Annotated in this window: 22 protein-coding genes and 1 pseudogene; 12 read left to right on the top strand and 11 right to left on the bottom strand. The window is 69.1% G+C overall.

Annotated features, from left to right (window positions below):
* The first annotated feature begins 33 nt into the window (after positions 1-33).
* The 4 genes from ACZ4M3_RS34180 (at position 34) to ACZ4M3_RS34165 (ending at position 4,001) form a co-directional block, all read left to right on the top strand.
* Positions 34-204 (top strand): NUDIX domain-containing protein, encoded by a 171-nt coding sequence (locus tag ACZ4M3_RS34180; RefSeq protein WP_467739378.1) that lies wholly within the window; start codon positions 34-36, stop codon positions 202-204.
* A gap of 314 nt (positions 205-518) precedes the next feature.
* Entirely contained in the window at positions 519-1,532 is a 1,014-nt protein-coding gene (locus ACZ4M3_RS34175) for an NAD(P)H-dependent glycerol-3-phosphate dehydrogenase (protein ID WP_467739376.1), read from the top strand.
* Positions 1,533-2,405: 873 nt separating this feature from the next.
* A complete protein-coding gene (locus ACZ4M3_RS34170) occupies positions 2,406-2,645 on the top strand; it encodes a hypothetical protein (RefSeq protein WP_467739374.1) in 240 nt (79 codons plus the stop codon).
* A 780-nt stretch (positions 2,646-3,425) separates the two neighbouring features.
* Complete coding sequence (locus ACZ4M3_RS34165; protein WP_467739372.1) at positions 3,426-4,001, top strand: excalibur calcium-binding domain-containing protein; 576 nt, start codon at positions 3,426-3,428, stop codon at positions 3,999-4,001.
* A 443-nt stretch (positions 4,002-4,444) separates the two neighbouring features.
* Here ACZ4M3_RS34165 and ACZ4M3_RS34160 read toward each other — a convergent pair whose 3' ends face one another.
* The 6 genes from ACZ4M3_RS34160 to ACZ4M3_RS34135 form a co-directional block, all read right to left on the bottom strand.
* A complete protein-coding gene (locus ACZ4M3_RS34160; protein ID WP_467739463.1) occupies positions 4,445-4,681 on the bottom strand; it encodes an STAS domain-containing protein in 237 nt (78 codons plus the stop codon).
* Between the two features lie 413 nt (positions 4,682-5,094).
* Positions 5,095-6,159 (bottom strand): transglycosylase family protein, encoded by a 1,065-nt coding sequence (locus ACZ4M3_RS34155; protein WP_467739370.1) that lies wholly within the window; start codon positions 6,157-6,159, stop codon positions 5,095-5,097.
* A 185-nt stretch (positions 6,160-6,344) separates the two neighbouring features.
* Positions 6,345-7,601 (bottom strand): NlpC/P60 family protein, encoded by a 1,257-nt coding sequence (locus tag ACZ4M3_RS34150; protein WP_467739368.1) that lies wholly within the window; start codon positions 7,599-7,601, stop codon positions 6,345-6,347.
* A gap of 53 nt (positions 7,602-7,654) precedes the next feature.
* Positions 7,655-8,494 carry a hypothetical protein gene (locus tag ACZ4M3_RS34145; protein ID WP_467739366.1) on the bottom strand — a complete coding sequence of 280 codons (840 nt, stop codon included), beginning with the start codon at positions 8,492-8,494 and terminating at the stop codon, positions 7,655-7,657.
* 79 nt (positions 8,495-8,573) lie between these two features.
* On the bottom strand, positions 8,574-8,849 hold the full coding sequence (locus ACZ4M3_RS34140) for a hypothetical protein (protein WP_467739364.1): 276 nt from the start codon (positions 8,847-8,849) through the stop codon (positions 8,574-8,576).
* 6 nt (positions 8,850-8,855) lie between these two features.
* Positions 8,856-9,038 carry a hypothetical protein gene (locus ACZ4M3_RS34135; RefSeq protein ID WP_467739362.1) on the bottom strand — a complete coding sequence of 61 codons (183 nt, stop codon included), beginning with the start codon at positions 9,036-9,038 and terminating at the stop codon, positions 8,856-8,858.
* A gap of 300 nt (positions 9,039-9,338) precedes the next feature.
* Here ACZ4M3_RS34135 and ACZ4M3_RS34130 point away from each other — a divergent pair, with 300 nt between their 5' ends.
* From ACZ4M3_RS34130 to ACZ4M3_RS34120, 3 genes are all read left to right on the top strand, one after another.
* Positions 9,339-9,893: a hypothetical protein gene (locus ACZ4M3_RS34130; protein WP_467739360.1), complete on the top strand. Its 555-nt coding sequence runs from the start codon at positions 9,339-9,341 to the stop codon at positions 9,891-9,893.
* Positions 9,894-10,286, top strand: coding sequence for a helix-turn-helix transcriptional regulator (locus ACZ4M3_RS34125; RefSeq protein ID WP_467739358.1), 393 nt, complete (start codon positions 9,894-9,896; stop codon positions 10,284-10,286).
* Positions 10,287-10,657: 371 nt separating this feature from the next.
* Positions 10,658-10,807 (top strand): hypothetical protein, encoded by a 150-nt coding sequence (locus tag ACZ4M3_RS34120; protein ID WP_467739356.1) that lies wholly within the window; start codon positions 10,658-10,660, stop codon positions 10,805-10,807.
* A 419-nt stretch (positions 10,808-11,226) separates the two neighbouring features.
* On the opposite strand, the gene ACZ4M3_RS34115 is transcribed toward ACZ4M3_RS34120, so the two are convergent.
* Positions 11,227-12,222, bottom strand: a complete 996-nt coding sequence (locus ACZ4M3_RS34115; RefSeq protein ID WP_467739354.1) for a hypothetical protein — start codon at positions 12,220-12,222, stop codon at positions 11,227-11,229.
* A gap of 545 nt (positions 12,223-12,767) precedes the next feature.
* Between ACZ4M3_RS34115 and ACZ4M3_RS34110 the strand changes: the two are divergent.
* Positions 12,768-12,925 (top strand): annotated as a pseudogene (locus ACZ4M3_RS34110) (cold shock domain-containing protein); the annotation flags it as partial.
* 181 nt (positions 12,926-13,106) lie between these two features.
* Here the strand turns inward: ACZ4M3_RS34110 and ACZ4M3_RS34105 are convergent.
* Together ACZ4M3_RS34105 and ACZ4M3_RS34100 are read right to left on the bottom strand one after the other, a co-directional pair.
* Positions 13,107-13,472, bottom strand: coding sequence for a hypothetical protein (locus ACZ4M3_RS34105; RefSeq protein ID WP_467739352.1), 366 nt, complete (start codon positions 13,470-13,472; stop codon positions 13,107-13,109).
* A 531-nt stretch (positions 13,473-14,003) separates the two neighbouring features.
* Complete coding sequence (locus tag ACZ4M3_RS34100; RefSeq protein WP_467739350.1) at positions 14,004-14,423, bottom strand: STAS domain-containing protein; 420 nt, start codon at positions 14,421-14,423, stop codon at positions 14,004-14,006.
* Positions 14,424-14,787: 364 nt separating this feature from the next.
* Between ACZ4M3_RS34100 and ACZ4M3_RS34095 the strand changes: the two genes are divergently transcribed.
* Both ACZ4M3_RS34095 and ACZ4M3_RS34090 read left to right on the top strand, forming a co-directional pair.
* Positions 14,788-15,849, top strand: a complete 1,062-nt coding sequence (locus ACZ4M3_RS34095) for a pentapeptide repeat-containing protein (protein ID WP_467739348.1) — start codon at positions 14,788-14,790, stop codon at positions 15,847-15,849.
* A gap of 876 nt (positions 15,850-16,725) precedes the next feature.
* On the top strand, positions 16,726-17,256 hold the full coding sequence (locus ACZ4M3_RS34090) for a DUF6233 domain-containing protein (protein ID WP_467739346.1): 531 nt from the start codon (positions 16,726-16,728) through the stop codon (positions 17,254-17,256).
* Positions 17,257-17,306: 50 nt separating this feature from the next.
* On the opposite strand, the gene ACZ4M3_RS34085 is transcribed toward ACZ4M3_RS34090, so the two are convergent.
* Both ACZ4M3_RS34085 and ACZ4M3_RS34080 read right to left on the bottom strand, forming a co-directional pair.
* Positions 17,307-17,528, bottom strand: coding sequence for a hypothetical protein (locus ACZ4M3_RS34085; protein WP_467739344.1), 222 nt, complete (start codon positions 17,526-17,528; stop codon positions 17,307-17,309).
* Positions 17,521-18,654, bottom strand: coding sequence for a hypothetical protein (locus tag ACZ4M3_RS34080; protein WP_467739342.1), 1,134 nt, complete (start codon positions 18,652-18,654; stop codon positions 17,521-17,523). Before ACZ4M3_RS34080 ends, ACZ4M3_RS34085 begins: the two co-directional genes overlap by 8 nt.
* A gap of 144 nt (positions 18,655-18,798) precedes the next feature.
* Here ACZ4M3_RS34080 and ACZ4M3_RS34075 point away from each other — a divergent pair, with 144 nt between their 5' ends.
* Together ACZ4M3_RS34075 and ACZ4M3_RS34070 are read left to right on the top strand one after the other, a co-directional pair.
* On the top strand, positions 18,799-20,103 hold the full coding sequence (locus tag ACZ4M3_RS34075; RefSeq protein ID WP_467739340.1) for an endonuclease domain-containing protein: 1,305 nt from the start codon (positions 18,799-18,801) through the stop codon (positions 20,101-20,103).
* A gap of 103 nt (positions 20,104-20,206) precedes the next feature.
* Positions 20,207-20,857, top strand: a complete 651-nt coding sequence (locus ACZ4M3_RS34070; RefSeq protein ID WP_359236705.1) for a PDDEXK family nuclease — start codon at positions 20,207-20,209, stop codon at positions 20,855-20,857.
* Positions 20,858-21,094: the final 237 nt, after the last annotated feature.

Below are 21,094 nucleotides of genomic sequence, written 5' to 3'. Positions count from 1 at the left end.
GAAGCCAGCGGGACGTGGTGGCTGCCAGGCGGCATGGTCGATGAGGGCGAGAACCCGTGGCCGGCAGCCCGCCGCGAGATGGGTGAGGAGACCGGCATCACGTTGGGCTCACAACCTTGCCTCATCGGCATCGACCACAGGGCCAACGTCCTTGGCACCGGCCCTGTTGTGGACTACTTCTTAGCCGCGAGGCTGCCCGTGTGAGCCGCATCCGCACAGCCGACCCGGAGGGCGAGGACGTCCGAGCCGCGTCCCGTCGGGCAACTGTCCGTAGAAGCGTTACCCCCGTGCTCCTCCGCCGTCTACTGGCGAGCGCCGTCAGCGGGCGTTGCCGTTGCCGTACTTCTGGCAGGGCCTGCCTGCGGCGGAGCGGGTGGCGTGGAAGGCCTGCGAGGCCGGGCGCCTGCTGACGCTGCGGCGCCTGGCGGCAGACCCGGCCGAAGTGGTTGGCCGATAGGATGGTCGCGCCCGCCCGCTACCCCGGCGACGGGCCCCGCGTCCGGCAAGGAGACCACGTAGTGAACCAGCAGCACCGCGCCCGTGCGGCGGTGTTCTCGGCTGGTTCGTGGGGCACTGCCGTGGGCAAGATCATGGCCGACGCGGGCACCCGCGTGGTCATGCACGCGCGCCGCGCTGAGATCGCCGCCGCGATCAACACGACGCACCGCAACGCCGGGTACTTCCCGGACGTTGAGCTGCCCCACACGGTGACCGCGACAACCGATCCGGCAGCCGCGCTGGACGGCGCGGACTTCCTCGTGCTGTCCATCCCCGCGCAGTCCCTGCGGACCAGCCTCGCGGCCTGGGCCCCGCACATCGGCCCGGACACCGTGATCGTGTCGCTGATGAAGGGCATCGAGATCGGCTCCGGGCTGCGGGCGAGCCAGGTCATCACCCAGGTGACCGGCATCGGCGCCGATCGGGTCGCGGTGCTGTCCGGCCCGAACCTCGCGCGCGAAATCATGGAGGGCCAGCCCGCTGCCGCCACCATCGCCTGCCCCGACGAGGACGCCGCCCAGCGCGTCCAGCGCGCGTGCCACACCCCGTACTTCCGGCCCTACACCTCCACCGACGTCACCGGCTGCGAGCTCGGCGGCGCGGTGAAGAACGTCATCGCCCTCGCCGTCGGCATCGCCTCCGGTATGGGACTGGGCCACAACGCGCAGGCCATGCTCATCACCCGGGGACTCGCCGAGACGACCCGGCTGGCCACCGCGATGGGCGCCCACCCGGCCACCCTCGCCGGGCTCGCCGGCCTCGGCGACCTGGTGGCGACCTGCTCCTCCCCGCTCTCCCGCAACCGCACCTTCGGCACCCACCTCGGCCACGGCCTGACCGTGACCGAGGCGACCGCAGCCACCCGCCAGACCACCGAAGGCGTCACGTCCGCCGAGGCGATCCTCGCCCGGGCCGGCGCCCACGACGTCGAGATGCCGATCACCCAGATCGTCTCCGACCTGCTGCACGAGAAGGTCACGCTCGACCAGGCCGCGTCCGCGCTGATGCAGCGGCCCCCCAAATCCGAGCGCTGACCCCCGCGGCACCCCGGCCCACGGGCACGCCGCGCCGCTGCCATCAAGGCTGTGGCAGGCCGCCGCCAAGGGTGTGTGGCGTATGCGGTGACGATGGTGGCCCCTACGCCCGCGGATGCGGACGCCATGGGGGGCTGTGTATCAGTCGGGGTGGCTCCGCGATCTTCGCCGGTACTCCTGCACAGGGGTCCTGGCCGCGGCTCTCGGGGTCCGTGAACCGGTTCACGGAGTCCGGGGCGGTGACGGGGTCTAACCAGGTAAGGGCCGTCCCTGTGGGGCAAAGCCTGGGACCGGATCGTCGGTGAGGCGGGGGCCGACGCCCCGCCCTCCCGCAGCAACGCACCACCGAAAGGCATCTCGGCACCGGCTCGGACCTGCCTGGCACCGTCCGGACGGCCCCCCGCAGGCGTGCCGAGCCGCGTACTCGGTATCCAGACGTCACTGGCTTCATCAACTTCTACGACGTTGCGACAACGGAGGAAGTCGACATCGTCCCCGTCTTTCGGACCTACTCCCAGCAATACCTGAGCCGTCTCCCCCGGGGCCTGCGCGGCCCGCTACCACCGCTCCCACCCATAGGCCGCACCGGCTCCGGACTGCCCATCCGCGCCCCCCGCCGCTACGCCCCGCCCGCCCCTGCCCTCCGCGGGTTCCTTCTTCCCTGACAGCGCAGGCATACGGCAGGGACTGCCCCACGGTCAGCGGCGTTGGCTGCCCTCCCGCAGCACGCGATCGATGACGTCCGGGCTTTGGTCTTTCGCCTAGCGGTCCGGCTAGGACGTCGGGACGCATGAACAGGAATGATGAGCTGCTGCTTGGCCGCCACGGTCATTCTTCTACCTCCCGCTCCGCTGTTGGCCTACGCTTTGGCGCATGCTGAAGAAGTTCTTGAAGAGGTTGGCGATCCCGCCAATCCACGAGGCGGCAGCTGATGCGTGGGAGCGCGGCGACAGCGCCTTCGTGCGGAAGTTCTTTCCCAGCCCTACGAAGCATGACGCCGACCTGGCGGAGGCGGTCCAGGCAGTAACGGCGATTGGGTGGAGGCTGGCTTCGTCACAGTTCGAAGGCACCGGTCTCCAGCGGCATACGAACCTCGTGTTCACACGATCTTGACGTCAGTACTGCCAAGGCCGGCCGTACACGCCTGATCAACCAGTACTCGGACATGACCTTCGGCCTGTACAAGATGCTCGGTTTCCGCTTCGCCCCCGCTTCCGCGACCTGGCCGACCAGCGGTTCTGGCGGGCCGACCTGCTCGACGGCGAGCGTCGGGTTCAGCCTGTGCCGATATGGCGTGCGCGGGTCAGGCCCGCTGCCCAGTGTGTTGGGGGCAGTACCACCGGGCCGACCTCCACCGGTTGGGGCTCGGCAAGCCGGGCTCGCCCACAGGCCCTTCCCTGTGCGCGGCGCTGTGCTTTCCACTTCCCGGGCCTGGCCTGCGGGCGTTCAGCCAGCGATGCGGAGGAACGGCTGCGCTTCGGGCACTGGTGCGTCCTCGCCGTCGTCGGGGGTCGGGGCCGGGGCCAGTTCCGTGCAGGTGGTCAGAACCACGGGGCAGGTCGGTGGTTGTGTCGGGGAATTCGGCCGGAGTCCGGTCACTCTGCACGCCTGTGGGGCGGGCCGCGGCGAGTTGGTGTGGGCCGTAACGCCTTGCCGCTCTTTCGGTTACCTGAGCAGGAGCGCGGCCGGGGTGGAAAGGGGGCGGTCGGCACTGTCTCCGGGGCCCGGATTTGCGCCGCACCAGGCCCTGCCTTGCCCTGGCCGCCCTTCTTGTTGTGTGCTGCCCCAATTCTCAGGAGCTCGATGTACCAGTCGCCGGCCCAGCCGCCGCACCCTGCAACCGCGCCCCAGGCCGAGGGCCGTCGCTGGCACCCCGGGTGGGCTGTGCCAGTCGTGATTCTCGTGGGTCTGGTGCTGCCTCCGGTCGCGGCCGCGCTCGCCTTCATGGCCCGGTGGGGGAAGACTGCCAAGGTCATGACTGTGATCGCGGCTTCTGTCTGGTTCATGGTCCTGGTCGCGGCGGACCCGCAGACAATGCAGCCGCCGCGGGACGACGCGAAGCCACTGCCGGCGCCGACCGTCACCGTCACCGTGCTGGTGACGCCCTCGCCGCTGCCGAGCCAGGCCGCCATTCCTTCTTCGACACCCACACCGTCCCCCACCGCAGTTACGGCTCCGCCGGCTCCGCCGGCGATCGCACCCCCGCCCGCTGCCCCGGCCGATAGGCCAGGCGAGACCATCTCCGACAAGCCACGCCCCCTCGCGCGCGACAGTGCGTCGACCACCGATCGTTCCGCCTCCGGCACCTCATCGTCTTCCAGCGGCTCCTCGTCAACGAATGCCGGCAGCCACGTCTACTACAAGAACTGTTCCGCGGCGCGGGCGGCCGGCGCCGCCCCGGTGCACCGGGGAGATCCCGGATACGGCTCACACCTCGAACGCGACGGCGACGGCGTGGCCTGCGAGTAAGTTCTCCAGTCCGCCCGGCGGGGACCTGCCGGGCGGGCTGGAATCAACTGACCGAATGGGTGTGATCGTCGTACTACGGCGACTCCACGGTCACGGAGGCGTCCAAGCGGGACATCGACCACATAGGCCCGCGGGATCTCCATTCCGTGAAAAGCCGGTCGAGAGGTGCGGGAAGTCTGCTCCGTGCGAGGGCCGGCCGCCGTGGCGCGGGGCCGTGGGGGCTCGCGCGGCCGGACCTCTCGCCTTCGGATGGGCGGGGGTGTGCGTGGCGGGGCCCGGCCGGGGTGGCTCCTGTCCGGCCGGGCCCCGCGGTGGGTGGACCTCGCCCTGTCACGGTGCCACGCACGTGTCCGGGCTGCCCGCCGGGTGGGCTGCCCCGGTGGGGTACATCGTGCACGCCCGCCTCACCCGCCCCGGTGGCGGCCGGGGGCGTCGGGACGGGTTCAGGTGTGGGTGACGGGGAAGAGGTCGTCGGCGCCGGTGAGTTTGAGCAGGCGTTGGAACTGGGGCTGGGGGTTGCGCAGGCTGATGCGGCGGCCGTACTCGCCCGTGGTGCGTCGGGCGCTGATGAGGGCGTTGAGGCCGGCGGAGTCACAGAACGACAGGTCGGTGAGGTCCAGGACGGTGTCGGGCGGGCCGTCTTCCTGGGTGATGGCGGTGTGCAGGGCGGCACGGAGCAGGGGGACCGGTCGATGTCCATTTCACCGCCGACGTTCACCACGACCTGTCGGGGACTGTCCTCCGCCGGATGCCGGGGCTGTCGTCGTGTTCATCTTCCATGGCGTCCACTATGTGATGGGCGGCCCCATGGCGGCAGGAGTGGATCACGACCGGTCGCGGCGTTGGCGCTGGTTCGCCAGCCACACCTCGGTGCGGTTTCACGCGTGGAAGCAGCCGTGAGCTCCCTCTCGGATCAGGGACCGGTGGGGATGTCGTGGGTGCCGATGCGGTGCCAGATGACGGGGGGTATGCGGTGGCGGCACGCGCGGCCGGCAAGCACGAAGCCCCCGGCCGAGACCTGGGGCTTCGTCGTGGTCCAGAGCCTTCGGGTCTCACCGGACCCTCTGCTCCTTACGGCCCCTGCCAGAGGGCTTTACCAGGTGCCTGTGATGGGTGTGTCTCCCGGGTTGCCGAAGCGCTTGTTGTAGATCACCGTGTCGGAGTCCTTGGCGGCGCCTATGAAGTCGGAGGTCGCGGGGCGGTAGATGCCGATCTTGTCCGTGCCGTCGCCGTTCCAGTCGCCCTTGATGGGGGTGTCGCCGGGGTTGCCGAACTTCACCGTGTGCGACACGGTGGCCGTGGCGTTGGAGTCGCTGAGGTAGAAGGTGGTGTCGCCGGGGCGGTAGACGCCGACCGTGTCGGTGCCGTCGCCGTTCCAGTCGCCTGTGATGGGGGTGTCACCGGCGACTCCCATCCTGCGGATCACTGCCACCGTGGCGTTGTCGTTGGTGAGGTAGAACGTCTGGTCGCTCGGTCGGTAGATGCCGATGGTGTCCGTGCCGTTTCCGTCCCAGTCGCCCACGACCGGGATGTCGTCAGGGTTGCCCAGCTTCCGGGCCACTGCCACCGAGCCGTTGTCGTTGGTGAGGTAGAAGGTCTGGTCACTGGGGCGGTAGACACCGAAGGTGTCCTTGCCGTCGGCGTTCCAGTCACCGGTCAGCGGGATGTCTCCCGGTGCACCGAAACCGGAATAGCCGGCCAGTCCGCCCGAGGTGTTGGAGATGTAGAACACCGACTCACCCGGCCGGTACACACCCGCAGTCGAAGGGGAAGCGCTCGGCGTCGGATACGGGTCGGCATGGTCCGCCCCGAGACCGGCCGCCGGGCCACAGCTGGGCCATGCACCCTGCCCCTGGCTGGCCAGGACCTTCTCGCCTATCAGGATCTGCTGCTGCTTGGTGGCCTGGTGCGGATATGCCGCGTACTGCGCACCTCCGAACGCCTTCCACGTGCTGAGGCTGAACTGCAGCCCCCCGTAATAGCCGTTGCCCGTGTTGATGCTCCAGTTCCCGGTGGCCTCGCATTGGGCGACCTTGTCCCAGGTGCTGACCGAGGCTGCCTGGGCAGGCTGCGCCGTGACGGCCGTCAGGCAGGCCGCGGCCAGGGCCAGAGCGAGCGGACCAGCCGTGCGGGTGGCGGTCGACGTGGTGTGGCGCATGGGTGGGAACTCCTATTGCGATACGGGCAAGCAGGGGATGCCGTCAGTGGACGGCGAGAAGGGTGGCGACCGGTGCGCGGGCTCGGGCTTCCGGCCAGCGATACTCCGGTGCGAGTGCCAGAGGCAGGCGCCGACTGTTCGCCGGCGCCTGCCTGCCAGGTGCCTTGCTGCTTTGAGTGAGGGCTTTACCAGGTGCCTGTGATGGGTGTGTCTCCCGGGTTGCCGAAGCGCTTGTTGTAGATCACCGTGTCGGAGTCCTTGGCGGCGCCCAAGAAGTCGGAGGTCGCGGGGCGGTAGACGCCGACCTTGTCCGTGCCGTCGCCGTTCCAGTCGCCCTTGATGGGGGTGTCACCGGGGTTGCCGAACTTCACCGTGTGCGACACGGTGGCCGTGGCGTTGGAGTCACTCAGGTAGAAGGTGGTGTCGCCGGGGCGGTAGACACCGACCGTGTCGATGCCGTCGCCGTTCCAGTCACCGGTGATCGGGGTGTCGCCCGCGACTCCCATCCTGCGGATCACTGCCACCGTGGCGTTGTCGTTGGTGAGGTAGAACGTCTGGTCGCTCGGTCGGTAGATGCCGATGGTGTCCGTGCCGTTTCCGTCCCAGTCGCCCACGACCGGGATGTCGTCAGGGTTGCCCAGCTTCCGGGCCACTGCCACCGAGCCGTTGTCGTTGGTGAGGTAGAACGTCTGGTCACTCGGGCGGTAGACACCGAAGGTGTCCTTGCCGTCGGCGTTCCAGTCACCGGTCAGCGGGACGTCTCCCGATGCCCCGAAGCCCGAATAGCCGGCCAGTCCGCCCGAGGTGTTCGAGATGTAGAACACCGACTCACCCGGCCGGTACACACCCGCGGTGGTCGGCTGCGCGTCGTCGACGATTTTGTCGTAGCGGAGTGCCTTGTAGTCGCCGTTGGGGTGGCCGTCGATGGTGGAGGCGTTGATGGACATGCCGGTGACGTGCTTCACCGGGGTCGAGCCGAAGCTGTAGTATGAGAACTTGGTGTGCGCGTCGTCGTCCCACTTGTCGAAGAGGATGACGTGGTCGTAGTAGCTGTTGAGAACGTCACCGGCCTTGAGCTGGCTGCGGGAAATCTCGTGGGTGTCGGCGCTGTCCCCGATGCCGACGGTGTTGAGGCTGCTGGTCAGGTGCCAGGCCATCGACACGTAGCCGGAGCAGTCAGTTCTGTAGTACTTGCCGTCCGAGTCGGGGTACGAGCCGCCCTGGTTGTACGTGAGGCTCTTGCCCAGCCAGTACTTGGCGCGCTCGATGACCTCGCTTCGGGTGATGGAACCACCCACAGCGGACGAGGAGACCGTGGCCGCCGCGAGGGTCGTGGCCGTGGCGGGGGCGGTGGCCTGGGCGGGGATTGCGGCGGCGGTGCTGGCAAGACCGGCGATGGCCAGGGTGGCGGCAGCGCGGGCGGCGGAACGCTTCATGGACATGCGTGACTCCTGAGAGTGCTGGTAGGGCGTGTGGTGGTTGGATCCGCTCGGGATCACTTGTCGAGCTGTGCGCCGAGGGTCCGCAGGACGGTGGCGTCGCCTCGGAAGTCGTAGGACGGGGCGGTGCCCGGGGATGCCGCCTCGTCGAAGTGAAGGAAGGCGAGGACGGATCCACGCTGTACGGCGTAGACGTGGTTGGCCTGGTCGCCGGGGGACGAGAGGCCCTGGACTCCGGTCCAGCGGCGCTGCCAGGCCGCGCTCTCGGCGGTGGTGGCCGTTTCCCGGACTGTGGCGTCCTGGGGCAGCGCGCTCTGCTTCTGGAGCGCCCGGCTGGTCGCCTGGCAGGTCTTCATCGCCTCGACGGTCTCGCGATATGCGGAGTCCGCCGTGGCCTCGTCGGAGAAGGTGAGAGTGTCCTGGACGGCGATGGTCTCGCGGGAGGAGCCGAGGTAGCCCTGCTGCTTCCAGGCGGTCGCCTTCTGGACGGTCACGCACTCGTTGAGCTGGAAGTCCCCGCTGAGAGGAAGCGACTTGACGTCACTCATGGGCCTCCACTGCTGCCGGGTGCTGTCCGGGAGTTCGGTGGGGTGGAGCACGGGCTGCGCGGGAGACCCACTCGGCGCGGCCGACGGGGTAGCGGTCGGCTCGGCAGCCGGCCGGGCGGTCGTACGTGCCGGGGCCGGGGCCGGGGCGGGGGTGCCGGCGGGCGCGGCGTGCGTGGTGGCGCCGGCCGAAGGGGCAGTGGTGGCCGGGGCGGCGGCGGTCGGCACCGGAGCGTTGGTCGCCGAGGCACTGGTGTGCTGGGCCAGCCCGTAGGCGGTGGCGGCGGCAAGGACGCCCGCACTGGCGAGCACGGCGGTACGGACACGACGGGGCGCGGCAGTGCGGGACATGGTGGGTCTCTCCTGGAAGTGGGCAGGCCGAAGAGGGCCTCGGTGCAGGGAAGTCGGGGCACGCCGCCTGATGGAGGCGTCAGCAGTGCGTCACGGTGGCGCGGTAGCCATGCGTGACGAGGTGGGGGAGGGCGCCGGTGAGGATGGCGTGCGCCTGCTCGAGGGCTGCGGCCTCGGATACGGCGCGCAGAAAGAGGTAGATGTCCATGCCGTCGTCGGAGGACTTGGCTCGCAGGTGCTCCAGGCCGTGAGAGGCGGCGGTGTGCGCCCAGATCAGGTCGGAGACGAGGGCAAGCGCGCTGTCCTGGGCCGGACAACGGGGAGTCCCGGCGAGAGAGGCTCGGATGACGCGCATCGAGGACTAGTCCCAGTTGATGCTGTTCGCACCGGCCGCGGGGGTGGTGTCCCAGTTGATGCTGCCCGGAGCGGAAGCGGCGAACGTGGTGCTGCCGTCGGTGACGGCGGCCGAGGCGGTCGTGGCGGCGCCGGCGCAGAGCAGGGCGGAGAGGGCGGCGGCAGCGGCGATGTGGGCGGTGCGGGACATGGGATCCCCCTGGATCGAAGGTCTTGAGCGGTCGGGCGGTGTGCTGCTGCGCGCGGCTCCGGATCGTCCTTGCGGCTCTGGCCTGAGTCGGGGACTCTCGCCCCCGCCGTTCCGGTGATCACCATGTTGCTGCCCCTCCGACCTGCGCAGAAGGGCTTTGGGGTGGCACCAAGACGCCTGTCACCTTGGTGCCACTCGTGGCTTACGATCACGGAAGTGGCCGCCGACATGAGCGGTCCATGTCAGCTGGGGGGCTGAGAATTGCTGCAATCGCTTGGCTTGGAACCGACTGTGGAAGCCGTGTACAGGGGGATGGTGGCCGACCCGTCGGGCGGTGTCGCGGAGCTGTGCGTACGCCTCGGCCTCACCGACGCGCAGGTGCGGGACGGCCTGGACCGGCTCGTTGATCTCGACCTGCTGAGGCCGTCACGGGACAGCCCGGGCGCACTGCGTGCGGTGAGCCCCGATCTGGGCCTGGAGCTACTGCTACGCCGGCAGGAGGAGGACCTGGCCCGTCGCCAGGCGGAGTTGGCCCGCAGCAAGGCCGCTGCCGCGCGGGTCGTCTCCGAGTTCGCCGACCTCCGCCCGAACACGGAGGTCGACGGGGCGGAACGGCTCGTCGGCATGGACGCCATACAGAGCCGGCTCGAGGAACTGGGTCACGGGCTGACGCGGGAGTGCATGGCGATCCTGCCGGGCGGTGCCCTGTCCGAGGCGAGCCTGGAGGCCTCCCGTCCGCTCGACCGGCGCGCACTCGGCCGTGGCATCGAGATGCGCTCGGTCTATCAGGACAGCGCCCGCAACGACCCCGCGACGCTGGCCTACGCCCGGTGGCTGACGGAGGAGGGCGGCTAGGTGCGCACCAGCCCGCTCCTGCCGCCCCGCCTGCTGATCTTCGACGCCAAGGTGGCCGTCGTACCGATCGACCCCGCCAACTCCCGTCTGGGCGCCCTGTGCACCCGCGCACCCGGCATCGTGGCGTCACTGCTGACCTTGTTCGAGCAGACCTGGGACTCCGCCGTCCCCCTCGGCGCGGACCGCCCCCGTCCCACCGACTCAAAGCCCACCGCGGGCGAACTCGAACTCCTCAAGCTCCTAGCCTCGGGGATGACGGACGAAGCGGCCGGCAAGCGTCTCGGGGTGTCCCTGCGGACAATCCGCCGCCAGATGTCCGCGCTGATGGAACGCCTCCACGCCAGCAGCCGCTTCGAGGCCGGCCTGAAGGCGGCCCAGCAGGGCTGGCTCTGAGCGGACCGACCGACAGGACGGCAAATGGCGGCGCGGGTTCGCTTCCCGATTCGCCGGGGTCGCGGGGGCGGTGGTTGTCCGTGCTGATGGTGGTCGATGACGTGGTGCGTCAGTGGGCAAGCCTGTCATTCACCGGTGAGTGACGGGCTCTGTAGTCACCACTGCACCCCCCGTCGCAGGTCAGCCGGGGAGTTCGTCGGCAAGCCCGAATCTGGCATGCAAGGGAGCAGCTATGTCCTGGACGTGGGCCGGTCGGCCTGCTGCTCAGGGGCGCAGCGGTTCCGTGGTCGAAGTGACATGCGAGCAATGGGTGGCGTGCGAAGAACTGCGCAGAACTGTTGTTACCCGATCAAAACCGGGTACTGCAGGCAGTGGACCGAACCGGTGCGGTACCCGCCGCACACGCCATGGCGCACCGGCACGCCGCACAAGCCCGCGAGGCCTTCACCAGCCTCGCGGCCACGCCCAGCCGCGACTGGCTGGCCGACGTCTGCGATGAACTGTTCGCTCGCGTGGGGTGAGCCGGACCGCTGCTGCAGCGGCGGGGCCGATGCCACCGTCCACGACCTGGCCGCCGCGAAGAGGCGGGCGGTCCCATCCCGCACCCGCCGCTGCGGCGTGCGCTGACCCCCGACATCCGACGCATTACCGCACGCTGATCGTGGCTGTCGGGCCGTTGCGGTGCTTGGCCACGATCAGGTCGGCCTCGCCCGCGCGAGGCGACTCCTTCTCGTACGCGTCCTCGCGGTGCCGCGGCCGCCTCGCACACCCGCGATCCGCGGCATCCTCACCCGTGTGATCGACACCGCGGGCGACTCCGCAGCCGACGTCCAAGACCCTGTCAGTGTCGGACAACGCCGACCAGCTCGAAGCCCTCGCTAGGGGGAATGTCGGCGAGATACAGGTGCCGACGTCGCCGACGCATTCCGTCGCCTCTGGATCAGGAGAGCACCCACCGGGGCGGGTGTCCCGGGTCGGCCGGGCAGGTGAAGACGTGCAGGTCTCGGTCACGGCCGAAGCGGAGGCGGGTGGGTTGGGCGACGGACTGGCCGCCCTGGATCGAGGCGATCCCCTGTTGGGACGGAACGCGGTCTTCCAGCGGCATCCAGCTGTGCGAGTCGGGGTCCAACTCGTCGCCCCCGGCCGTCAGCAGGAGCCGCATCGGGGCCCCGCAGGTCGCGCACACGATGTCCAGCGGGCCTGTCGACGCCCAGCTGGGAAAGCCGCCGATCCGCCAGCCGGGCGGGATCGAGAGCGCGCCCTGGTAGTTCGGCGCGTAGCGGCCACCTTCCGCCACCTGGGCGTCGTCCCAGGCGTCGATGCGGGCGATCAGGGCCCCAGGCAGCGTGTTGTCCTCCGCCCACGGATAAGTGTCCACCTCCTCGGGGTGCACGACACAGGGTTCGGGAAGTTCGTCCTCCCACCGGAACAGCGGTACTTCGGGCGGGTGGTCAAGGAAGTGGTCCGCGCGCTCGGTCTGCGCAGCCCACCGCCGCCGCAGGAGGTATCGGCGCTCCAGGTACTGGCCGTGGGTGCGCGGGCAGCGGAAGAACTGCACCAGGTCCGCGCCGCCTGGGCCGGCGGCCAGGCCGGGTACGTCCCGGCCGAAGAACTGGGCCAGCCCCACGAATGGCGTCGGCCCGTCCTCCCTCAGGCTGTCTGCGTCGGGCCACGGGCGGCTCCGAGGCCACACGCCCGCGGCCCGGGCGGCGCGGATGTCCTCCGGGGCATACCCCTCGGTCTCGGGTTCGTGCCGCTCGCGGCAGACCGGCCACGGCTCGTCGCCCGGCCACAGCAGCGGTCCGCCGACGTGGCTGTCGTGCCGCCCGGGCTGCCCCGGCCGCGGGTGCAGCCGGGTCGTCCGCCCTCGGTAGGCCGCCAGCTCCGGGAAGACTCTCTCCACGGCAACCGGCCTGGCCGGCGTTGTCCTGGTCATGAGCGGAACGTACGCGGCCGAGACCACGTCACGCGAACGGTTACCGCGACGACCGCGACGACACCATGTCCGGTCGAAGCAGTCGCCAGGCCGAGCACAACCACGGTCGTGACACAAGGCTGTAGGCGTTCCCGAATCTCGGCAACATCACTTCTCAGGGCAGGAGAGCGTTCCTGGCGTTGAGCAACAGGCGCTCTCGCTACTGACGTATAAAGCCACTGCGGGTGCTGTCGGGGTGAGACGACGCAGCACAGTTGGCAATTCAGCATGCTTGTTGGCAAACGACGTCGAAGCTGCTGCGCGACTACTTTGCGGAGTGATCAGTTGTGATCAACGGCTGCGGGGACGGTGTACGAGCTGCTGATCTGGTGCGGTGAATCCGAAGGCTGCCCCGCAAGTCCGTTCCGACGCTTGTGTCCTGGATGAGCTGACGTCGCCGTACGGGAGCCTGGATGAGGCCCGTACGCGACTGGCCATGCGGGACAACTGGCCGAGTCGCTGGACGGCCGCCTGGCAGATCAACGGGTCGGAGGTCGTCTGGCCGGTTCAACGCCGAGAAGGGCTTCGGCTTCATCGCGCAGGACTTCGACCCTGACCTCTTCGTGCACTGCTCCGAGATCCAGGGCACCGGCTACCGCGGCCTGGAAGAGGGCCAGCCTACGAGGCCACCCAGGGAACCAAAGGCCCGCAGGCCACCGCCGTCCCCGCAAGCGACAGCCTGCCGACCCCCGGCCCCCCGGCACGCGGGGATGCCTGCCGACGGGTTAGCGTCCCGCCCCGTACCTGTCTGCCTGCCAGTCAGCAAGCACCCTTCCACGTCCGGAGGACTCCTACAGCCGGCCGTGCGCTCGCGCCCGGCGTACCGGCCGCCGTGCGGCGTGGCCTCAGCTGACGCTCAGCTTCACCGATGCGCTGTTGAAGCCGTAGAACTGGTGGTGGATCTGCCGGCGGACACCTGAGCCGCACGCCGAGTCGTAGGTGGCCACGCGCTCACCGGCGGGCAGGATCTTCACACGGGCGCACCTGTTGTCCGGGAGGGTGTCCTCCACCCACCCGTCGATGGCCAAGTACATCTCCCCCTCTTCCCTCACGCACTTGAGCGTCCACGTGGCGACTGCGCCGCGGATCTTCGGTGAGTCGGAGGCGGGGCATGTGGCTGCGCTGGCCGGCGTAGCGGTGGCCAGCACCATTCCGCTCAGCAGGACGGCGGAAGCGAGCACGGCACGCAGCGATAAAGCCAGGGTTGTCACGAGCTGTCCTTTCCATGGGTCTTGACCGCGAAAATAGACGCTCAACCGGCGGATTTGGTGTGGAGTAACCCGAAAGAATGACACCTGTCGCTCATATGTGAGGGGTAGGGGCACCCGCCGCACGCTGTCGTACTGCGCAGTTCAGCGTTGGGCCCGGTGGCCCTGTGATTCCGCGCGCCGAGAGCGATCAGGGCGTCGGCCGACTCGTTTCGTCGCCGCTTCGCCCGAGCACGCCGATCAACCTCCGGCAGAAGGCGCATCGGCACCATCCTCGCCGCAGTCGCGGTCACGCTGTCGGACGCAGCCCCGGTCAATGCGGTCGCCCCCGCCACCGAGACAAAGGTCCAAACCCCTCATCGACCCCCTGTCCGGCATGCGGGTCGGTCCGTGTCGCCGGCCGCATCCCGCGCCCCGGGGACGAGGTCCGTGCCCTGAGGGCCTAGGCCAGCCACCCGGGCGGGGCTACGCCGCATGTCCTGGCGGCAAGGCGTCCCGGGCGGGGCGGCGGTGGCCGGCTCGATCAAGAACGCGTCACCGAAGTGCGTCAGGCGGAGCAGGCGAGCCACGCTGTGCGGCACGGCCCGCAACTGCAGTTCGTCGGGCACGGCGGTGAGCGGCGAGCAGAGCGCTCAGCCCGGCGCAATCGCAAAAGCGGACGCCCGACAGGTCCACGACGGTGAGCGGGCAGGTGGCCACGGCCTGCTGCAGCGCGAAGCGCACCTCGGCGGCGGCAAGCACGTCGAGTTCCCCGGCCACCGTGACCTCACAGCGGTCGGGCCCGTGGTGGTGGACCGGAATGTATGTACCGCCCCGGTCAGGATCCGGTCCATCCCGAAGCCCCTTCCTCCTCCCGCGGAAGGAGCGGCCAGGAAGACGAACGCGAACGCCGCCGCGAGGATGACCTCCTCCACGACGAGCGCGACCTACGCCGCGAAGAGGATTTCTGGACATCAGCGGCACCCCACGCACGCATAGCCCAGCCGGGCCCGTAGTCACCTCGGCCGGGCTCTGTCCTGTCTGCCGCGCCCCGCAAGGCTGAAGGGCTGTGCCCGGGGCCGCCAGGTCGGACACCGCCCCTCGGCTTGCGCAGGCGGCGCATCCACTCGGCATCGGCCATGCCAATGGCCGAGCCCACCCCGCGGACACAAGAATCCTCACGGGTTGAGTGATTCTCCTGCGGCGACCCGGCCCCTCGGCTGAGATGGGGATCATGATTGCGCTCCCCACTCGCCGCCCTCCGAGCCGCTCCAGAGCCAGAACCTCCCTGCGGCTGGCCGGCGCTTCGCTCCTGGCCCTCGCTGTCCTGACAGGCTCGGTGTTCCTGCTGTGGCGTGGGCCTTGGTGGTTCGACGGTGCGTACCTGAACAAGCAGGACCTCCGCTCCGGCTCGGCGGCGCTGGTCACCGGATTCCGTGCCAGCGTGGTACAGCTCCTCGCCGCCGTGGGTGCTGGTATCGCGCTGATCTTCGCAGCGATCAACTACCGGCTGTCCCGGAGGGGCCAGGTGACCGACCGCTTCACCAAAGCCCTGGAACGCCTCAGCTCCACCGATCGCTACGCTCGTCTGGGCGGCGTCTTTGCCCTGGAACAGATCGTTGCGGACTCGCCCGACCAGACGGAGCATGCAGGGCGAGTGCTGTATGTCTTTGTTCGCGATCGCGCGCCCAAGAGTGCAGTGCTCAGGCCCGAGGAATCCCGGCGCGTGCATATCGTGCGCGCACGCCGTGCCGCCCAGTCCAGGCCGACGGGATTGGCCACGTATCTACTCGCCACCGAGGGGGCGAAACACTCAAGTCGAGCAACCGCCACGGACGACCTCCCTGACAGGCCGGACACCGACGTGCAACAGGCACTCACCGCGCTCATCGGATTCCACAGCGAGTGGCCCCTGGACCTGAGCGGCCTCCATCTCAAGAACGCTCGCCTCGACGACGCTGATCTCTCCACAGTCAACTTCACGAGCGCGGACGTGAGCGATGCCCAATTTGGCGCCGCGAACCTCCATGGCGCCCACTTCATGCATGCCTGCGCCAGCGGCGCCCAGTTTGCCGGAGCCAACCTTCAGGGGGCAGTCCTCGATCATGCGGACCTCAGCGGAGCCTGGATGGTTGGTGCGGACCTTCGTCACGCATCCCTTGGGGGTGCGGACCTCACCAACGCGCGCGTGGGGGGTGCGGACCTGCGAAAGGCCCTGCTCGTTGCCGCAAATCTCTGCGGAGCAGACCTTCACGGGGCGGACCTGAGCACAGCTGAGGGACTTGACGCTGAGCAGATCTTGATGGCGCGGATTGATTCGCAAACTCGGCTCCCCGCACCCTTGGCTCAAGATCCGCTCGTGATCGCACGCATCGCCGATCTGGAGGCAGAGGGCTCTTGATGATCATCTCTGATGAGTGATTTGCCGCCTCGACGGCCAGCTCCCCCGGTGCGGGCGGGGCCGGTCATCTCTGGCTGCTACGCGCCAGCACGGGGCACCACCGCTTCTTCAGGAGCGTGGTCCCCGACGTAGCCCTTGATAAAGCCCTCGTGGTCTTTCGCATAGGTGGCTGCCGTTCCGCCGAGCTCCTGCATGCGTGCCATGGTCCGGTCGAAAAAGTCTCGGGTCGAGGGCCGACTTCGACGAGGGTGTCGAGTGGGTGATGGATCACGCCGTCCCAGCGCCTGGCACGCGAGGCAGTGCGCAAGTTCGGAGACCCCGGCAACGCCGGGACCGTGCTCATCGACACGAACCGACTGCCTCCTCAGCTGCGTGCCCTGCTCACCGACCTTGTCACCCCCGCGGGCCCCCTTCCGGCAGCTCCCGCAAGCAACGTGTCCTCGATGCGCTCGACGCCCACCCTGCGGCGGCTGCCGCATCCACCCGGCGGCCGAAGGAGTAGATCACGCCGCGCCACAGGCCGGGCGCCCGAAAACTGGCATTTGGCCTCCGCCTACCGATCGGCGGCCTACGGTGTCGGGGGCAGGCACACCGCCATGTGCAGCCCGACACCGTGGACCGCCGTTGCCTTGGACGACCTTCCCCGTGCTGCTTCTGGAACCGTTGTTCCGCGTTCGCCCAACTCAGGCGGCCAGTTGAGCACAGCCGGGCCACTCAACCTCAAGATGGCCACTCGCTGTGACATCAGCATGCCAACAACACTGCGGCACTCTTGCCAACTACGAAGCGTCACAACGCGTTGACCACCACGCGCCGACTCTGTGATTTGCCAACTAGGGTGCGTCGTCACACGGGGTCGGCGCCTACGGTGGAGGCATGACGACGTTCTCCGCCCCCTCCGAGCCGGTGCCGGTCCCCATCCGGGTCCTGCTGCCCGGGGACCAGGACGTCGTCGGACGCCTGTGGTCGAAGCGGCAAGTGCGTGACGGCTGGCTGTACGAGGTCGGCCTCCCGGCGTATCGCAACGGCCCGGGGGACACGGTGGAGCCGGCCGAGTACCGGGTCTGGGTCCGCGCGCCGCAGCACGTGCAGCCGCTGGACGGCGTCTCGTACGACGGTGTGCCCGTCGAGTACCTGGAGAAGCCATCGGTCGTGGAGCGGGAGCTGGGGCCGCGCCGACCGGCCGGCTGGGTGCTGGCGAAGGCCGGCGGCCGCGGGCCTGGCCGGGGCACCGTCCATGCTGTCGACTGCGCGGAGGCGCCGGCCGGGGCGCCGGTGCTCACCCTGGAGCATGCCCTGGACGTGGCGCAGCACCCGGGGACGAGGCTGTGCTCCCTGTGCGGTGCTGCGGCCGAACTCGACCCGGTCCTCAAGGGCTTCGACCGTGGCTTCGATGGCGAGGACTGACGCCTGAGGCGGGCCGCGTACAACGCCGTGGGGCGACAGGCGCGCCCTGTCTAGTCTTCGATCAGTTCCTTGAACTGCGGGCACCCAACGGCGTGCCACTCCCTGACGAGAATCTCGCCCTCGCCGATCACGACCTCGGCGTGCCACGGCAGGCAGTCGCGGCACGCATAGATCTCGTACGCGTTGCCCTCGTCGTCGAATGCCGGAAGGTCCACGCAGCCGACTGGCGCCCGGTAGGTGACGTCCTGGTCCGAGTCTGAACCCTCAGCCATCTGCGCGGCTCTTTGACCTGATCAGCTCGTTGGTGAGCTCCACGGTGCCCAGGTACCACCAGAAGATCCAGTCGAGGAACGCTTCGTCGTACTCACCGCGCTGGTCGGCGCGGCGGTGGCGGAGGTCGAAGCGGTTGGCGATCTCGAAGAGGGCGCCCTCGTCCTTGCCGAGCTGGTCCTTGATCAGGGCGCGGCGCTCTTCGAGGACGCGGCCCAGGTTGAAGATGGCCGACCGCTTGCTCTCCGGGGAGGCGTCCCGGCTCCGGTAGAGCGCAATGGCGTGGCGGACGTCGGCGGTGACGTCGGGTGGGCTGTCGTTGATGGCGCGGTGCACGAGTTGGCTGCGGGCGTCGTCAGTGACGGCGACCAAGCGCCCGAGGTCTTCCCCTTCCGCGGCGAGCTCGTACTGGATGCCGGCTGCGCGGAGGAGCTCGTTGACCTTCGCCCTGTACAGGGTGCGGGCCGGCCCGTTGTGGAACTCCGAGTGATGCCAGCCGCAGTTGCAGAAGTCGTGGTAGCGCCGCATCCGGGGGCGGCTGATGAGGTCGTGGAGGACCTCGATCAGGCCGTAGAAGGTGTCCTCGTCCCAGGTCTCCGGGGCCAGGGGCCACAGGCCGGGGATGCCCAGGCGTCGCTCGATCAGCGCGGCGGCGTCGGGCAGTTCATTCGGGTCGTCGACGCACTCCTGCCCGAAGTGCTCGACCAGGTAGCCGTTGTCTGCAAAGTCGCCGACGATCCTGGCGAAGTCGCGGCGGGCGTCACGTGCGGTGCTTCCGTCGACCGACAGGCCCCGGCCCTGCCGCTGCGGCCAGTACGGCCTGGGTGCGGCCGCGGGCCGGATCTCCGAGGCACGGCTGATGAGCTCGGCGAACCATTCGTGCTTCGTCATCACCGCCGGCGCGGACCGGCCCCATCCGGAGACGGTGCCGCCCCAGGGATCGACCTCGTTGTGGTTCGGCATCTCGTCGAAGTCCGCCACGGCCGTCGACCCCGACAGGGCCTCGGTCATGAGCCATTCAGCGCGGTCCGTCCAGGACGATCCGGTCGACGCGATGATGCGCTCACCTTCGGACACGAACAGGGATACGGGCCAGGTCAGCTCGTAGTTGCTCAGATCCAGACTCACCGCGTCATCATCACCCATTTGCCTGCCCGCCGGGACGGCATCGGTGAACATGCCCTGCCCCGCCCTCAAACGGTCGTGCGACGCTCCGTGCAGCTGTGCGGGAACTGAGCTCGCGCTGTCAGAGCCCGCTGTCACCATCCGGGCATGGCCCAGATCAGCCCCAGGCTCGCCCGCACGTACTTCGCGGAGATCTCCGCCGGATCCGCCGTCCCGCTCGACCTGGACGACCTCGTAAACATGGTGCTGCTCCGCCAGCACGGCCACGTGGTCCTCGGCCACGTCGCGCTCCGCTGCTACAAGTTCAGATCGAAGTGGACCTACGAGGAACGCGACATTCGCCGCGCCGCCCAGGTGTTCGCCGACTTCCGCCTGGACCCCGGCGACGTCGTCGAGGTCCAGCTGCCGCCCTACCGCGAGCACGGCGACCACGACCCGGAAGAACGAGGCCGGGCTGACTGGCGGGAGCGGATCGCCTCTTGGATGTACTGGCACGCCCGGCACACGCACCAGCGGGAGCGACCGTACGACGAGCGGGACGACAGCTGGCAGCGCATCGGCGCCGGCGGGCTGCCGGGCGAATTGACCTGGGAAGAGTTCCTCGCGGCGTCCATCGGCAGCCGGCGGAGCATCGGCAACACCAGGCCGCTGGAGCTGATGACCCGCTCGGACAACGGCCTCTTCCTGCCTAGGGCCTACGCCGACCTGCTCGACCGCGGGGAACAGGTGACAGAGGAACTCGTCGGCCGGGCCCGGACCTGCAGCCGTTGCCGCGCCCCAGGCCCCCGGTGGGGCGCCTGGCGCACACCAAGCCCGCACGGCTACGTCACCCTGTGCCCGCCATGCTCGGGCGCCACCTTCCAGCGGTACACCGGTCACCTCCACGGAGTGCTCTACGCGTCGGCCCGCACGCGCAGCACCCGCGCCGACGGATACCTGTGCCGCATGTGCGCGGAGACCCGAGCATCGGTCTGGGACCACTGCCACGACCACGGCTACGTGCGCGGCCCGCTGTGCGCCAGCTGCAACACCTTCGAAGGGAAGAGCTCGGCGCACTCCTTCCTACGGGACAAGGAAGGCTCCGCGCTGCATCTGCTGGAGTGCCGCGGCTGCCTGGAGGGGCGCACGCTGCCCAGCCGCTACCACGCCGCCCTCGCCCGGATGCATCTGGAGGCGACCGAGCGCCACGTAATCCGTTCCCGCCGCTGCAGGCGTGAGCCGTGGTTCGAGGACGTTGAACTCGACCACAGCGCGTACCGCTTCGAGCTGTCCTGCTGGTGGCACGACGCACGGTGGACGAAGACCGTCACGGTGGTGGAGGCTGCGACGCTGGTGCGGGAGTTCGTCGACCAGGCGCTCGCGGCCGCGCAGCCGGGCGCAGTGGTGCCGGCCCCGCGCACGACATCGGCCACGCCGTCGCCCTCGCCGCAGCAACATCGCCCATCGGTCTGAATCGGATACAAGGCTGAACAACATGTGCGACGTTGTCGGTAGCTTCTGCCACCATCCCACCGAGCCCCCGACCGGGTGCAGTGCTGCTTGAACGGAGACCCGAGTGGCCATCCGAGCTATTGAGACCCTCTACGCCGGACACCGCTTCCGCTCAAGGCTGGAAGCACGTTGGGCCGTCTTCTTCGACACCATGGGTATCCGGTGGGAGTACGAGCCCCAGGGCTATGCCGTAGGCCCGGACGGCAAGCGCAGGCCGTACTTGCCCGACTTCTGGCTGCCCAAGGAGAAACTCTGGGTGGAGGTCAAAGGAGTCGAGGATCAGCTCGATGTCGAACTTCTCGTGTACGCAGCGATTCCTCACTTCGGCCTGCCGAGGCCGTCCGTCCCTCGATGCGAAAACGAGTACGAGGTCAGACTCCTCATCCTGGGGCCGATCGACCGTACAGGAAGCCTGGTCGACCAGACGACCGGCGAGCATGCCGGCTACATGCAGCCCGCTCACACCCTTCTCAGCTTTCGGAAGGGCGATGTCTTCAGCGGATCGGCCTGCTTCTTCTCCTCCGGCATGGACCTGTGGCCCGAAGGAGGCGTCGTCGGAAACGACGGGCCACACATCTTCTGGGAAACCCGGGGCACCAAATGGGGTAATTGGGTCAACGGTGGCGGCCTCATCAGCGAAGGGTGTGATGAGAAGGTACATGCGGCCTACCGCGCTGCTCGCTCTGCACGCTTCGAGCACGGCGAGACACCCTGACTCGGTCAATGTGCCCCCGTAGGCCGGCCGGGGCCCGTGAGCCGAAGCTCAGGAGTTGTCACCAGCGGGACCGGCTGAGCTGGTGAATCGGGGAGGCCGAAGCAGTCCGGTTGTCACCAACGAGGCATCCGACTTGTCACAGACGCTCATTCGGCAGTCTTTCTGTCACCAGAAACGAAGATCCAGAGTCTGAGGTTCTCCACGGCGCTTCCATGAGCTCATGGCAGCTACACGTGC

The organism is Streptomyces sp. NPDC026522 (assembly GCF_055567555.1).
This window is presented reverse-complemented; position numbering and strand designations above follow the sequence as displayed.